Raw genomic sequence first — 15,869 nt, 5'->3', positions numbered from 1 at the left:
AATTTAAATATTTTTAATTATTATAAGATTATTATATTAATATCATTTATGTTAGAATCTATCAAATTTTTTTTTAATTAGGGATTAATTATGAGTAATAATTTTGATGATTATGTATTTAAAGATAATAGTAGAAAATATAAATTAAAAATAAAACAAGTAAAAGAAAAGAAATTAAATCCTTGGGAAATCTCAAGTTTTTTAAATCGTTTTAATACTTATTATTACAAAGATGAGTTATTTAATACTATTTCATTAGCATTGATGAAGAATATTGAGCCAGAAAATATATTCATTTTCGATCAATCATTTAAATTAAATCAGATATATTCTAATTTAAACTATGTAGATTTTGAAGGTAAGAGTTTAAAACATTTGTATTATATTGGGTTACCTGTATCGTTATATCCAAATGAAAAAATAATAGCTTTAAATTTATTATTTAAATATTTTCGTCAATATAATGTATTGTTAAGCACGATTAAAAAATCAAATCGTTTAAAAATTAATGAATTATCTTTATATTATAAGATTTATAATGAAACAGATGATTTTAATATGATGTGTGAAAAAATCAAAGAAGATGTATATATTTGTTTAGAAAATATAGTATTAGAAAAAAGTCAAAAATTAGCTTTAAAAAAAATTGATTCAAATATAAAGAATAGTTATCGAAAATATTTAGATGATAAAGACTTAATTATTATAGTTAAGAATAAAATTGAAAGAAATGAAAATGTTTTAACTGATAGAGAACAAGTAATATTAAAAAGATATTTTAATAAATTCTTTTACTATTTAAATAATATACAAAGACCACTAGTTGTAGTTAAAAATACAGAATCTAAGAATTTCACAATACTATGTAGAGCTCAAGTAAATAAGAAAGAAAGTAGAGCTTCAACTTTAGATTTAAAATCTTTTTCTCATAATAGTCCTATTGAAGCAATTATAAAAGGAAGTATATCTTTATACAGAATATTTGTTCAAGGAAATAGGGAAACAAAGATTTCTCAAAAACTTGAAATTATTAATAATATTAATAGTTATATTGAAGATAATCAATTATTAGAAGAAGAAATTATTTTAGAACAACAAAAAATTGAGAAATTACAAATTGAAATCAATTCTTTAAGAGAAATTCAAAATATTGAAAATCAAAACCCAAGATATAGTGAAAATATACCAAATTTATTTATTAAAGAAAATATTCAAAATCAGGAACAAACTAATTTAAGATATAGTGGAAAAATTCTTGCAGAATCTAATTTTGAAGAAGACTTGACAGATTTTAATTTTGAAATTGAATTTTAACACTAAATTTCAATAACTATTTTTATATTTAAAATTAGTATATAAAGTAATAAACTAAAACCCAAAAGATAAAAAAAAGTAATTATAAATCTAAAGAAATCATGACTATTTGACATAACTGAACGAAGTAACCAATATGCATCAATTTCTTTGTTTTTATCTAATTGTATATTTCTAACTATTTTATCAAGCCCAGATTTATTTAGTTCATTTAATAATTTATTATTATTTCCATCAGTTGTATAATCAGTTATAAATTTATTAATGAAATCTTCATTATTTATTTTCTTTCCATTTGCATCTTTTATTTTAGGCTTTTTTTTAATCCAAGTTGCAAATAATATCAAAAGTTGATTTTTAGTTAAACCTTTACTTTTAAAAGTTTCCATATCTGTAAAGTCTTTTATAAGAGGTGGACAAGTTAATGAAAAGATAAATGTAGCAATAGCAAAAAATAATGCACTAAAAAAGAAAAATTTCCATGAAAAAGGTAAAGAAATATCTAATAGAAAATAATTATTTTGTAATGTAAAACAAACTTTATTTGGTAAATTATTTAAAAGTTTAGCAAATATTGGAACGACAGCAATCCAAATATAAGATGATTTTACAATTTTATTATTTCCTAGACTTGCTAATTTAGGCCAAGATGCTATTATTTTCAAATATGATATCCCTTTTTACTTATTAATAATTAATTTTTATATAGTAACATATTATTTATTTAAATTAATTTTTCTAAATATTTTTCATACCAATCAATTAACTTTCTCATCCCATCTTTATAAGTAGCTCTATTATAAGCTTCTTTAACTTTATTAGTCTCTTTATGGGCTAATAAAGCTTCAATTACTTCTCCACTACATTTATGTTCATTCATATTTTCATAAGCTATTGTTGAAAACATTGCTCTAAAACTATGAGGTACAAATTCTTCTTTTGTATAACCCATTCTTCTTAATGCAGAAATTAAAGTATTATCACTCATAGGACGATTTTTATCTTTGAAACTTGGAAATACATATTTACTATCACTAGTATACTTTTTTACTTCTTCTAATAATTCAATTACATAATTTGAAAGAGGTAGTATAAATTCTGATTTTGTTTTCATTTTTGAAGCTGGAATTATCCATTCTTTTGTTTCAAAATTAATTTCATTCCATTCACAATGACGGATATTAAAACTTCTTACAAATACAAAAGGCAATATTTTTAAAGCCATTTTTGTAGTGTAATCTCCCGAGTATTCATCAATAGCTAGTAATAATCCTTTTATATCTTCTTTTTTTGTAAAAGTAGGGTAGTGGTTTTTTTCTCTTTTACCTAAAATATTTTTTTGTTCAATATCAGCAATTATGTTATGTGGAACATATTCTAAAGTTACAGCATATTTATAGATTTTATTTAATAGCATAAAGACTCTACTTGCAGTATCAATTAATCCTTTATTTTTTAATCTTTGAAGAATTTCAATAATATCAAGTCTTGTAATTTCTTCAATAGGTTTATTTTTTATATAAGGATAAAGATAGTTTTCTAAAGCTCTATCAAGTTTTATATGATAATTTTCTGATACTTCAGTTTTATAATTTTGATGCCATTCTTGAGAAACTTTATAAAAAGTATTTTCTTTTTTCTTTTCCTCAAATTTTATTTTTTCTAATTTAGATTTTTTTTCTTCTACTGGATTAATACCTTTTGCAATCATAGATTTATAATTATCTCTTATTTCTCTTGCATCTTTTAAAGATAAACTTGGATAAGTACCTAAAGCAATAATATTTTCTTTATTATTGAATCTGAATTTTAATCTCCATCTTTTTCCACCAGTTGTTGCAACTAATAAAAAAAGACCGCCACCATCAAAGAGTTTATAATCTTTTTCTTTTGGTTTCGCATTTTTTATTTCTGTATTAGTTAGGGGTAGGGTACTTTTTGCCATGATTAAAAATCCTTAGGGGTATATTTTAATGCTTGATAAAGAATTTTATCAATATATCCCTAAAGATATCCCTAAAAGTTTTAGATTTGTTAATTTTTGATTAGACTATATTGTATGAATAATTTAATAAAAGACCTATTATATAGGTATTTATTGGACTTTGTAAGGTTTGGTTAGATTATGTGTTGGTGGAGATGTGCGGGATCGAACCGCAGTCTTAAAACAGCTTATATTAGCGTCTACATGCTTAGCAGAGTTGAAAAATTTCACTTAATGACAACTCAACTCCCGAAGCAATCAAAAAGCTAAGATTTGGAATTTCTTTTTGAAGTTCAATCAATCCTTCAAAAATAATCTATCTAGGGTGAACCAGCGATAATCTACATAGATAGAATCTGTAGTGCTAGCCTCCGAGACTCAAGCCGTTAGGCGAGTCAATAAGTTGTTAAACTTACGCAGCTTTTGCGTAAGCTGGAGCGTAATTTGTATTGTTTGCGTCTAAAAAAAATGAACCGCGTAACGGCATGTTCAGGCCGACATGCAACTAATACTCACTGCTCTAATCGATACCAAGTCATCCCCATAACTTAAAGACGAAGTTTACATAACAAATTATTAAAAGCTTGTTAATTGTAATCGAATTGTTATTAAATAACGAAAGAGTTTTTCTTTCAATAGTTCTTATACTTTAAAACTGTATAATAGTTACATAAAAATATATCGGAGTGAATAAAATGAGCAAAAAAGGTATTTTAATTATTGGGGCAGGTGGTGTAAGTAGAGTAGCCACTGTTAAATGTGCAATGAATATTGACACATTTGAACATATTACATTAGCTTCTAGAACAGTTTCTAAATGTGAAGCAATTGCTGCTGATATTTTAAAAAATCAAGGTGTAAAAATCGATGTAGCAAGTGTTAATGCTGACAGTGTTGATGAATTAGTAAAATTAATTGAAAAAGTAAATCCAAAATTAGTATTAAATGTAGCATTACCATACCAAGATTTAACAATAATGGACGCTTGTACAAAATGTAAAGTTGATTATGTAGATACTGCAAATTATGAACATCCAGATGAAGCAAAATTTGAATATAAACTTCAATGGGAAAGAGATGGGCAGTTTAAAGAAGCTGGAATTATGGGATTATTAGGTTCAGGTTTCGACCCAGGTGTTACAGGAGTATTTTGTGCATATGCTCAACAAAATTTATTTGATGAGATTCACTATATAGATATTATGGATTGTAATGCTGGTGACCATGGTTATAAATTTGCAACAAACTTTAATCCAGAAATTAACTTAAGAGAAGTATCTGCAAATGGTAGATATTGGGAAAATGGTCAATGGATTGAAACTACTCCTTTAGAAATTAGAGTTGAGCATGATTATCCAGAAGTCGGTGTAAAACCATCTTATTTACTATATCATGAAGAGTTAGAATCTTTATCAAAAAATATTAAAGGTTTAAAAAGAATTAGATTCTTTATGACTTTTGGTGATGCTTATATTCAACATATGAATTGTTTACAAAATGTTGGAATGTTAGGAATTGAGCCAGTTGAACATAAAGGAATGATGATTACTCCAATTGAATTTTTAACTACATTATTACCAGACCCAGCAAGCCTTGGACCAAGAACTGTTGGTAAAACAAATATTGGTTGTATCATTGAAGGTATTAAAGATGGAAAACCAAGAAAAGTTTATATCTATAACGTTTGTGACCACCAAGAGTGTTACAAAGAAACAGGAGCACAAGCTGTAAGTTATACTACAGGAGTTCCTGCAATGATTGGTTCAAAAATGCTTTATAAAGGTATTTGGAAAAATCAAGGGGTATTTAACATTGAAGAATTTGATGCAAAGCCATTTATGGATGAGTTGATGACTCAAGGTCTTCCTTGGAAAATATTAGAGTTATAATAAATCTTAAATAAAGGAGTTTATTATGCAAAAATATATTTGTACAGCTTGTGACTACATATATGATCCAGCTGTTGGTGATCCTGATAGTGGGATTGAGGCAGGAACTGCATTTGAAGATTTACCCCAAGATTGGTCTTGTCCAGATTGTGGAGTAGGGAAAGAAGATTTTATAGCCTATGAAGAATAGTTATACAACAGTAGATAGCTTTGATAAGCTTCCAAGTCCAGCTTTTGTTTGTGAAGAAGCATTACTTGAAAAAAATTTAAAACTTTTAAAAAAAGTTCAAGATGAAGCTGATATTAGTATTCTTCTTGCTCTTAAAGGTTTTGCAATGCATTCAACTTTTGATTTATGTAAAAAATATCTTAAAGGTTGTTGTGCTTCAGGACTTCATGAAGCAATTTTAGCAAAAGAAGAGTTTGGTGGAGAAGTTCATACTTATAGTCCAGCTTTTAAAGATGAAGAAATAGACGAAATTATAGCTATTTCAAATCATCTTGTTTTTAACTCTTTTAGTCAATTAAAAAGATTTAAAGATAAAGCTTTTGGGAAAGTATCTTTAGGAATTAGATTAAATCCTGAATACTCTTCAGTTGAAGTAGATTTATATAATCCTTGTGCACCATTTTCAAGAATGGGAACAACAAAAGCAAATTTTGATGAAACACAACTTGAATTTTTAGATGGTTTTCACTTTCATGCTCTTTGTGAACAAAATGTTGATGCACTTGAAGGTGCACTTGCAGCTTTTGAGAAAAACTTTAGCCAATATTTTGATAAATTAAAATGGGTAAATTTTGGCGGTGGTCATCATATCACTAGAGCTGATTATGATGTTGAAGGATTAATCAAACTTTTAAAAGATTTCAAATCAAGATATCCTCACTTAAAAGTTTATATGGAGCCAGGTGAAGCAATCGGTTGGCAAACTGGTTATTTAATGGCAACTGTTTTAGATATAATTCACAATGGTATGGATTTAGCTATTTTAGATACAAGTGCTGAAGCTCATATGCCTGATACATTAGCAATGCCTTATAGAGCTATGATTAGAAATAGTGGAATTGCGCAAGAAAAAGTGTATACATATAGATTAGGTGGAAATACTTGCTTATCTGGAGATATTATTGGTGATTACTCTTTTGATGAGCCTTTAAAAGTGGGAGATAGAATTATTTTAGAAGATATGATTCATTATACAATGGTAAAAACAACAACTTTTAACGGTATAAAATTACCTTCAATTGTAATAAAACAAGACAATAATTGTTATCAAATTGTTAAAAACTTTGGATATAATGATTACAAAGAAAGACTTTCATAGGAGTCAAGGAGAGATTAATGTCGGGGCAAGAACGAAATATAATAGGTCATGAATTTTCTGATATGGAAGTTATTGATGCGGAAGAAACGATAAAACATGATTATAAAAACAGAGATAGAAAAAGAAATGAATTAAAAGAAAAAGAAGAAGATGGAGTTGAAAAAGTTCAGATTTGGGTTAAGAAAGATACATTAGAATATGAAAAAGAATTAACAAGACTTCAAATTGAACTTTTAAAACTTCAAAATTATGTGAAAGAAAACGGTCTTAAAATTTTAATGATTTTTGAAGGAAGAGATGCGGCTGGAAAAGGTGGAACTATAAAAAGAATCACTGAGCATTTAAATCCCAGAGGTGCAAGAGTTGTAGCCTTAGAAAAACCAAGTGATATAGAAAAAACTCAATGGTATTTTCAAAGATATACACAGTATCTTCCAAGTGCAGGAGAAATAGTTTTATTTGATAGGTCTTGGTACAATAGAGCAGGAGTTGAACCTGTAATGGGATTTTGTACAACAGAAGAACATCATGAATTTTTAAGAGAAGTTCCTGAATTTGAAAAAATGTTAGTAAAATCAGGAATTATTTTGATGAAATTTTATTTTTCAGTTTCAAAAAAAGAACAACTAAAAAGATTCAAAAAAAGAGAAGTTGACCCATTAAAACAATATAAATTATCTCCTGTTGATAAAGAATCTCAGAATTTATGGGAAAAATATACAATAGCTAAATTTTCTATGTTAATGGCCTCAAATACAGACATTGCCCCATGGATTGTAATTAAAAGTGATAATAAGAAAAAAGCTAGATTAAATTGTATTAGACATATTTTAAAAAATATAAATTATGATAAAAAAACAAATGACGATATATTTAAAATTGATGATTCTATATTGATAAGTGGTACAGCAGAAATAGAAAATATGGAACATGAGAATAAGTTCGCAAGGTTGCATTAATGAATTTAAATGAATTTGAAAGAACAAATTATAGTGGATTATATATTTCAAAAGAAGCTCATCCTGAATTTGGTAAAAAATATATTGCTAGATTTCAACATGATAAAAAGAGATATGTAAAAGTTTTAGGTTATGCAAAAAGAGATAATTTAAGTAGAAAAGATGCAGTAGATTTAATGCAAGCATTCAAAGACTCAATTGTATCAAAAACAGAAGAAACAAATGCTTTAAAGGAAGAAAAATTGGTAGTGAAAGATAATGAAGCCTTAAAACAATTACAGGAAGAAAATGAATTTCTCAAGTCAATATTAGGTGATTATAAAAAACTAAATTCACAAGTTTTAACAGAAGGTGTTCAAAAGATTTATGATTTAGAAGCTTTGAAAAAGTATCAAATAGAATTAATAAAACTTCAAGATTGGCTTGAAAAAGAGAATAAAAGAATGATTATTCTTTTTGAAGGGCGAGATGCTTCTGGAAAAGGTGGAGCAATTAGAAGAATCACAAGATATATGAATAATAAGCACTACAGAATTGTTGCTCTTGGAAAACCAACAGAAACTCAAAAAAATCAATGGTTTTTACAAAGATATATTACCCATTTCCCAACAGGTGGAGAAATAGTTTTATTTGATAGATCTTGGTATAATCGTGCAATGGTTGAGCCAATTTTTGGATTTTGTACTCCTGAAGAACATGAAATTTTTATGGAAGATATTGTAAATTTTGAGCAAGATTTAGTAAGACAAGGAATGATTTTAATTAAACTTTATTTTTCTGTTTCAAAAGAAGAACAAAAAAGAAGATTTGATAGAAGAATTCATGATCCTTTAAGACAATGGAAATTTTCTGAAGTTGATATGCAAGCACAAGATTTATGGGATGAATTTTCTGAAAAAAAATATGAGATGCTTAGAAGAACAACTTCAAGAAGTGCTCCTTGGCATATAGTAAGAAGTGATGATAAACATCTTGCAAGATTAGAAGCTATGAAGATTATTTTAAATTCTGTTGATTATGATGGTAGAAATTATTCTTTAGATTTTGAAGCAAATGAAGATATAAATATTTCTGTTCAAAGAGAACTTTTACAAATGAGAAAAACAAAAGATTATTAATCTTTTGTTTTACCAAGGATTTGAGATGGAATCTTCTTTTGAAGATTCCATTTTTTTTAGTAAAGAATTTGTTTTTTGATTTTCTAACTCTTTAATCCATTTTTCTTCTTCAAAATTTGAAATTTCTTCCTTTTTTTCTGATTGTTGATTTTTATTTAATTCATTATCTTTTTTTAATTCTTCTTTATTTTTTTTATTTGAGTTTATATTGTTTTTTTGATTTTTATCTTCTTGCTTTTTATTTTCTTGATTATTCTTATCATCTTGGTTTTTATTTTCTTGTTTGTTTTTATGATTTTCTTGATTCTTATTTTCTTCATTATCATTTTTATTATTTTGATTTTGGTTGTTTTTTTGAAGTTTTTTTACTAATTCTAAGTTTTCTTTAGTTTTTGAGTCATTTTTTAGTTTTAATGCTTCTTCATAATTTTTTATTGCATTTTGTAAATCATTGCTTTTGGCATAAGCATTTCCTAAATTATGAAGTTTTTTGAACTCTAAATCATTTGATGAAGTTTTAATATTTTTATATAACTCAATAGCTTCTTTAAATTTATTCTCTTTATACAAACTATTTGCTAAATCATAATCTCTAAATTCATTTGAATCAAGTTTTTCAAACTCTTTTGAAGCTTTTTTATACTCTTTATTTTCATAAGCTTTATTTGCCTCTTTTATCGTATCAAAATCTAAAATTGATGAGGCAAAAAGTTGTGGATTTGTAAAATTAGAATTAATAAATAAAATAAAAATTGCAAGTTTTGTTTTGTTTAGATTTGGCATTGATGAAAAAGCAATTAAAAGTAAAAATATAGCGATTGCTAAAGGATAATAAAAGAGTTCAGTATATGTTTTATATTTTCTATCTTCAAATTTTTCTTTATTTGACTTAGAGTTTATATCTTCTAGAATTTGATTTATATCACTATCATTTAATGAATATTCTATATAACCACCACCTGTTTTTAAATTTAAATCTTTTATATTTTGATTCAGTTTAACATTTACAATATCTCCATCTTTTGATGTTAAAAAATTTCCATTTTCTTCTTTTATAGCTGAACCTTTTTTTGTTGCAAGAGCTAATGTATAAATTTTTATCTTATTTTTTAATGCAAATTCTATTTCCTCTTCAAAGTTTTCTTTATCTCCGCCATCAGTTAATAAAAGAAGATTCTTATTTGAATAATTTTTTAACAATTTATTTGTTGTTTCTAAAGTTGAATATATATTTGTTCCATTATCAAAATTAATCCCAGAATCTAGATTATTTATTAAGATTTTTAGAGAATTAAAATCTTCAGTTATAGCAGAAAGTAAAAATGAAGATTTTGCAAATAGTATTAATCCTATGGCTTGAGTTTTTGAATTATCCAAAATATTTAATAGTTTTTTCTTTGCAAATTCTAATCTATTTGGATATAAATCAACAGCTTTCATTGACTTTGAAACATCAATTGCAATTATTATAGGAGTTAATTGAGCTTGCGAATTATTTATCTTTTCATGTGTTACTGGGCGAGCTAAAGCAATAATCATAAAAATTAAAGATAAAAAAAGAGTAATGTTTCTACTTTTATTTGAAAAGTATTGATTTGAAATACTTAATTTTTTTAAAGCATTTTTTGAAAAATATTTTTCTAATTTATTATGTTTAGTTAATATAAAATACATCAATATAAAACTAGGTATTAACATCAAAAACAGTACTTTATAATAGATGAAATGCAAGTTAGACTCCTTAAAAAAAGGTATTTTAGTAAAGCCTTAGTAATTTTTAGATAAAATCTCGGTTAAAATTATAACAATCGGAGTAAATTTAATGGAATTTAACGCAAATAGAGTTGATGAAGCTAATGCAGTTATAACTGCAACTGTTGCAAAAGAGATTATAGAAGCGAATTTAGAAAAAGTTGCAAAACAAGCTTCTAAAACTATGAACATTCAAGGATTTAGAAAAGGTAAAGTTCCTGTTGCTGTTGTAAAACAAAGATTTGCAGATAAATTAAGAGAAGATGCAGAATCTGATGCTATAAGAAAAGTTTTAAATGATGGATTAAAATTATTAGACATCAAAAATGAAGATCTAATTGGTGAACCAAGTATTACAAAATTTGATAAAAAAGAAGATGGTTCAATTGAAGTTGAAGTATCAGTTGCTTGTAAACCAAACATTGATTTAGGTGATTATAAATCTTTAGTTCCAGCAGTAGAAGATAAAGAAATAGATGTAAAAGAAATAGATGCAAGATTAACTGAAATTGCTGCCTCTTCTGCACCATTAGAAAAAATTTCTAGAAAAAGAGCTGTAAAAGATGGAGATTATGCTTTAATTGATTTTGAAGGTTTCGTTGATGGTGTTGCATTTGAAGGTGGAAAAGCTGAAAAATATCCATTAGAAATTGGTTCAGGTTCATTTATCCCAGGATTTGAAGAACAAGTTGTTGGTATGAAATATGATGAGCAAAAAGACATTACTGTAACTTTCCCAGAATCTTATCAAGCAAAAAATTTAGCAGGAAAAGAAGCTGTATTTAAAGTAACTTTACATGAAATTCAAGAAAAAGTTACTCCTGAATTAAATGATGAATTTGCTCAAAGAATGTTACCAGGTGAAGAAAATGTAACAATTGATAGTTTAAGAGAAAAAGTTAAAGAGCAAATGAAAGCTGAAGCAAAATCTAAATACTATAGAGAAGAATTAAAACCTGCGTATTTAGAAACTTTAGTTGAGAGAATAGAATTTGCATTACCAAATTCTGTAGTTGATCAAGAAATCAATTTTGCTTTAAATAACAAAATTAGAGCAATGAGTGAAGACGAAATCAATACATTAAAAGAAGACGCTTCAAAAGTAGAAGAAATCAGAAATGAATTAAAAGAAGATGCAGTAAATTCAGTAAAAGCAACATTTATTATTGATGCTCTTGCAAAAGCTGAAAACGTAACAGTTAGTGATCAAGAAGTTATGCAAGTTCTTTATTATGAAGCAATGCAAATGGGACAAAATCCACAAGAAATTGTAAAACAATATCAAGAAGCTGGATATTTACCTGCAATTAAAATGTCTATGATTGAAGAGAAAGTTATATCTAAATTATTAGATGAAAAATTAGGAAAATAATATAGGATTAATTATGAGTTATATACCATATGTAGTTGAGAAAACAGGAAGAGGAGAGAGAAGTTATGATATTTATTCAAGACTTCTTAAAGATAGAATTATTATGTTAAGTGGAGAGATAAATGATGCAGTAGCTTCAACTGTTGTTGCACAATTACTTTTCTTAGAAGCTGAAGATCCAGATAAAGATATCTATTTATATATCAACTCTCCAGGTGGAGTAATTACAAGTGGTATGTCTATCTATGACACTATGAATTATATTAAACCTGATGTTTGTACTATTTGTATAGGACAAGCAGCTTCAATGGGTGCATTTTTATTGAGTTCTGGAACGAGAGGAAAAAGATATTCTTTACCAAATTCAAGAATCATGATTCACCAACCATTAGGTGGAGCTCAAGGTCAAGCTACTGATATTCAGATTCAGGCAAAAGAGATTCAAAGAATGAAAGATACTTTAAATGCTATGATAGCTGAGCAAACAGGACAACCATTAGAAGTTATTGAAAAAGACACAGATAGAGATAATTTTATGAGTGCTGAACAAGCTTGTGCTTATGGTTTAATTGACGAAGTTATAGCAAAACATAAATAAGAAATTATAGTATGGTTAGAGAAGTTATAACTTATCCAAATAAATTACTTCGATTAAAATCTAAAGATGTAGAGCAGTTTGATTTAGAACTGCATACACTTTTAGATGATATGTATGAAACAATGATGTCTCAAAATGGGGTAGGGCTTGCTGCAATTCAAGTTGCACTTCCTCTAAATGTTTTAATAATAAATATTCCTAATGAAGAAGATATTCAAGATAAAAAAGATTTAATTGAAGCAATTAATCCTGTAATTACACATAAAGATGGAACTCAAATTTTCACAGAAGGTTGTTTGAGTGTCCCTGGATTTAGTGAAGATGTAACAAGAGCTCAACATATCATAGTTGAATATTTTGACAGATATGGAAATAAACAAACGATGGAATGTGAAGATTTTTTAGCTGTTGCTTGGCAACATGAAATGGAACATTTATCAGGACACTTATTTATTGAAAATTTATCTATTTTAAAAAGAAAAAAATTTGAAAAAGAGTGGAAAAAGAGAATGAAAGATAAAAAGTAATTTTTATCCTTCAAATCCTTTCTTTAAAATATTAAATATTAAAGCAAATAACAAACTATTTGCAAAAATCCAAACTAACCAGAAAAATATTCTTTCAAATTTTGTTAAAAATATATCTTTAAATAATAATGGGCAAGATTTTATTGCTAAATAAAAGAATATTGCAATTCCAACTATCATTGTATATTTATTCATTTGTGCAAATAGAATAGTTACAAAAGAGATAAACGGTATGAATACAGTTAATGCAAAAAATTTACCATATTTTTTTCTTTTGCCATCTCCATTAAAATATCCCACAGTATAACCACAATTTGGACAAATTGTTCCCATTCTTGTTAATATTTCATGATTACATTCAGGGCAGTTCATAATTTCTGACATAATAAAGTCTTCCTAGATTTTTTGCCTATTATATCAAGTGAAGTTAAAAAAAAAGTTATAAAACTAGAATTTTCAGCTTTTAATATAAAAGATTTATTTTATTTTTTTAAAGGTAAAATATAATTTATAATATTATTAAATAGGTTTAAAATATGAAAATCATAAAATCAGCATCTTTAGATACAATTGATGCAATATGTATAGATGTTGAATCAACTTTTACCAAAGGCTTACCAAATTTTACAATAGTAGGTATGATTAGTACAAGCATAAGCGAATCAAGGGATAGAGTAAAATCAGCACTTTTAATAAATGGTTTTAAATTTCCTCCTTTGAAAATTACGATAAATTTATCTCCTTCTGAAATATCTAAAAAAGGGACTCATTTTGATTTAGCAATTGCTTTACAAATAGCTTTTTTTGATACTAATAAAATTGATTTTAGTGATTATTATTTTTTTGGTGAATTAGCACTCGATGGTAATATTAAAGATACAAGTTTGATTTTCCCTTTAGTTTTATCTTTATCAAAAAAAGGGCAAATTAATAAAGTTGTAGTTTGTGAAGAAAGTGCAAAAAAATTAGTAAATATTCCTAATTTAGAAATTTATAAAATAAAAAATTTAAATGATGCTATTGAATTTATAAAAATAGAAGATAAAGAAAAATATTTATATGAAAAAAAAGATATTAAATATAAAACTTTACAAATAGAAGATGAAAAGTATTTTTATGATACAAATTATTTGGAAGATTTCAAAGATGTGATAGGCCAAGATATGGCAAAATTCGCTGCTATGATAAGTGCTGCTGGAAATCATAATTTGATAATGGAGGGAAGTCCTGGTTGTGGTAAATCTATGATTTCTAAAAGATTGAGATATATTATGCCACCAATGAGTTTAGAAGAAATTTTAGAAAAAGCTAAACTCCAAGCATTGGATTTTAAAGAAGTGGATTTTATTCCATTGAGAGCTTTTCGTTCTCCTCATCATTCAAGTACCAAATCCTCAATATTTGGCGGCGGAAGTTCAAATGCAAGGATGGGAGAAATTGCATTAAGTAATAATGGTATTTTATTTTTTGATGAATTACCTCATTTCCCAAAATCAGTTTTAGAAGCACTTAGAGAACCATTGGAAGATAATAAAATATTGATTTCTCGAGTTAATAATAAAATATTATATGAAACTAAATTTATTTTTATAGCAGCTATGAATCCTTGTCCATGTGGAAATCTTCTGTCTAGTGTAAAAGAGTGTAGATGTAATGAACTTGAAATCCAAAGGTATAAAAATAGATTAAGTGAACCATTTTTAGATAGAATAGATTTATATTTAGTTATGAATGATAGTTTTAATGATACTAAAAATAGGGTGACATCTAAAGAATTGCATGAAAATGTAATAAAAGCATTTACAAAACAAAAAAATAGAGGTCAAAAAGAATTAAATGGTAAATTAGCTGATGAAGATATAAAAAAATATTGTATTTTAGATGAAGAAAGTCAAATTATTATGGAAAAAGCAAGATTTAATTATCAATTATCTTTTAGAAGTATAAACAAAGTTTTAAAAGTTGCTAGAACAATTGCTGATCTAAATGATAATGAAATAATTACAAAAAATGATATTTTACAAAGTTTAAATTTTAGAAGAAGATAAAAGGACTATTTAAAGCCCTTTGGAATAAAAATATGGTAATATTACACTATTAATTAATAAAGGTAAATAATGACAAAATGCGGATATGTTTCAGTAGTTGGTCGTCCAAATGCTGGAAAAAGTTCTCTTTTAAATTGGCTTGTAGGTGAAAAGATTGCAATGGTTTCTCACAAGGCAAATGCTACAAGAAAAAGATCAAATATAATAGTTATGCATAATGGTGATCAAATTATATTTGTTGATACTCCAGGTATTCATGAAACGGAAAAACTTTTAAATCAATATATGTTAGATGAAGCTTTAAAAGCTATGGGAGATTGTGATTTAATTTTATATTTAGCTCCAATTACAGATAAAATTTCTTATTATGAAGATTTTTTAGAAAAAAATAAAAAAAATGTTAAACATATATTACTTCTTACAAAAATAGATTTTGTATCAAATGCACAGATTATTGAAAAGATGAAAGAGTATGAAAAATTTAGTAATAATTATGAATGTATTATTCCTATTTCTATAAAAAAACAAACAAAACAATCAGATATATTAAATAATGTTGTTAAATATTTACCTGTACACCCTTATTTATTTGATCCAGAGATTATAACTACTGAGCATTTAAGAGATATCTTTAAAGAATTTATTAGAGAAGCAATTTTTGAAAATATTAGTGATGAAATTCCATATGAAGCTGATGTTATGATAAATAAAGTAGAAGAAAAAAGTAATGTTGATGTTATCAAAGCAACAATAATTGTACAAAAAGATACTCAAAAAGGTATGATTATTGGTAAAGGTGCAACTGCTATAAAAAGAATTGGTAAAGATGCAAGAGCAAAAATAGAAAAATTAACAGGTAAAAAATGCTACTTAGAACTTTTTGTTTCAATTAAAAAAGGTTGGACAAAAAATAAAGAAGGATTAAAAGCTTTAGGTTATGATATAACTTTATAATAATCTTTTAAAATTATAATAATATA

15 protein-coding genes and 1 other RNA gene are annotated in these 15,869 nt (G+C 26.1%); 11 read left to right on the top strand and 5 right to left on the bottom strand.

What is annotated here, in order from left to right; genetic code table 11:
- Window positions 1-90: 90 nt before the first annotated feature.
- On the top strand, window positions 91-1,314 hold the full coding sequence (locus ABLL_RS10960; protein WP_014474873.1) for a hypothetical protein: 1,224 nt from the start codon (window positions 91-93) through the stop codon (window positions 1,312-1,314).
- Window positions 1,315-1,316: 2 nt separating this feature from the next.
- Here ABLL_RS10960 and ABLL_RS10955 read toward each other — a convergent pair whose 3' ends face one another.
- The 3 genes from ABLL_RS10955 to ssrA form a co-directional block, all read right to left on the bottom strand.
- On the bottom strand, window positions 1,317-1,979 hold the full coding sequence (locus ABLL_RS10955) for a hypothetical protein (protein ID WP_014474872.1): 663 nt from the start codon (window positions 1,977-1,979) through the stop codon (window positions 1,317-1,319).
- A gap of 59 nt (window positions 1,980-2,038) precedes the next feature.
- The gene (locus ABLL_RS10950) at window positions 2,039-3,259 is read right to left on the bottom strand and encodes an integrase arm-type DNA-binding domain-containing protein (protein ID WP_014474871.1); all 1,221 of its coding nucleotides are present in this window, start codon (window positions 3,257-3,259) and stop codon (window positions 2,039-2,041) included.
- Window positions 3,260-3,445: 186 nt separating this feature from the next.
- Window positions 3,446-3,841, bottom strand: a transfer-messenger RNA (tmRNA) gene (gene ssrA, locus ABLL_RS14865).
- Window positions 3,842-3,993: 152 nt separating this feature from the next.
- Here ssrA and ABLL_RS10945 point away from each other — a divergent pair.
- From ABLL_RS10945 to ppk2 (ABLL_RS10925), 5 genes are all read left to right on the top strand, one after another.
- A complete protein-coding gene (locus tag ABLL_RS10945; protein ID WP_014474870.1) occupies window positions 3,994-5,187 on the top strand; it encodes a saccharopine dehydrogenase family protein in 1,194 nt (397 codons plus the stop codon).
- Between the two features lie 25 nt (window positions 5,188-5,212).
- Entirely contained in the window at window positions 5,213-5,377 is a 165-nt protein-coding gene (gene rd / locus ABLL_RS10940; RefSeq protein WP_014474869.1) for a rubredoxin, read from the top strand.
- A complete protein-coding gene (gene nspC, locus ABLL_RS10935) occupies window positions 5,367-6,515 on the top strand; it encodes a carboxynorspermidine decarboxylase (protein ID WP_014474868.1) in 1,149 nt (382 codons plus the stop codon). Before rd ends, nspC begins: the two co-directional genes overlap by 11 nt.
- A 62-nt stretch (window positions 6,516-6,577) precedes the next feature.
- A complete protein-coding gene (ppk2, locus tag ABLL_RS10930; RefSeq protein WP_173363190.1) occupies window positions 6,578-7,474 on the top strand; it encodes a polyphosphate kinase 2 in 897 nt (298 codons plus the stop codon).
- Entirely contained in the window at window positions 7,474-8,592 is a 1,119-nt protein-coding gene (ppk2, locus tag ABLL_RS10925) for a polyphosphate kinase 2 (protein ID WP_014474866.1), read from the top strand. The genes ppk2 (ABLL_RS10930) and ppk2 (ABLL_RS10925) overlap by 1 nt, the downstream gene beginning before the upstream one ends.
- Before the next feature lie 9 nt (window positions 8,593-8,601).
- Here ppk2 (ABLL_RS10925) and ABLL_RS14780 read toward each other — a convergent pair whose 3' ends face one another.
- Window positions 8,602-10,323: a VWA domain-containing protein gene (locus ABLL_RS14780; RefSeq protein WP_050989854.1), complete on the bottom strand. Its 1,722-nt coding sequence runs from the start codon at window positions 10,321-10,323 to the stop codon at window positions 8,602-8,604.
- A gap of 91 nt (window positions 10,324-10,414) precedes the next feature.
- Here ABLL_RS14780 and tig point away from each other — a divergent pair, with 91 nt between their 5' ends.
- Genes tig through def form a run of 3 tightly spaced genes read left to right on the top strand, consistent with a single transcriptional unit; the run spans window position 10,415 to window position 12,841 of the window.
- Window positions 10,415-11,716, top strand: coding sequence for a trigger factor (tig, locus tag ABLL_RS10915; protein ID WP_014474864.1), 1,302 nt, complete (start codon window positions 10,415-10,417; stop codon window positions 11,714-11,716).
- Between the two features lie 13 nt (window positions 11,717-11,729).
- Complete coding sequence (gene clpP, locus ABLL_RS10910) at window positions 11,730-12,314, top strand: ATP-dependent Clp endopeptidase proteolytic subunit ClpP (protein WP_014474863.1); 585 nt, start codon at window positions 11,730-11,732, stop codon at window positions 12,312-12,314.
- Window positions 12,315-12,325: 11 nt separating this feature from the next.
- Window positions 12,326-12,841: a peptide deformylase gene (gene def, locus ABLL_RS10905; RefSeq protein ID WP_014474862.1), complete on the top strand. Its 516-nt coding sequence runs from the start codon at window positions 12,326-12,328 to the stop codon at window positions 12,839-12,841.
- Window positions 12,842-12,844: 3 nt separating this feature from the next.
- Here def and ABLL_RS10900 read toward each other — a convergent pair whose 3' ends face one another.
- A complete protein-coding gene (locus ABLL_RS10900; protein ID WP_014474861.1) occupies window positions 12,845-13,225 on the bottom strand; it encodes a hypothetical protein in 381 nt (126 codons plus the stop codon).
- A gap of 152 nt (window positions 13,226-13,377) precedes the next feature.
- On the opposite strand from ABLL_RS10900, the gene ABLL_RS10895 reads away from it, so the two are divergent.
- Entirely contained in the window at window positions 13,378-14,889 is a 1,512-nt protein-coding gene (locus tag ABLL_RS10895; RefSeq protein WP_014474860.1) for a YifB family Mg chelatase-like AAA ATPase, read from the top strand.
- Window positions 14,890-14,958: 69 nt separating this feature from the next.
- Entirely contained in the window at window positions 14,959-15,843 is an 885-nt protein-coding gene (era, locus tag ABLL_RS10890; protein WP_014474859.1) for a GTPase Era, read from the top strand.
- The last annotated feature ends 26 nt before the right edge of the window (window positions 15,844-15,869 follow it).

It is taken from the genome of Arcobacter sp. L, from assembly GCF_000284235.1.
Classification (GTDB): Bacteria; Campylobacterota; Campylobacteria; order Campylobacterales; family Arcobacteraceae; genus Aliarcobacter; species Aliarcobacter defluvii.
The sequence above is the reverse complement of the archived record's forward strand: the minus strand, read 5'-3'. Positions and strand labels throughout refer to the sequence as shown.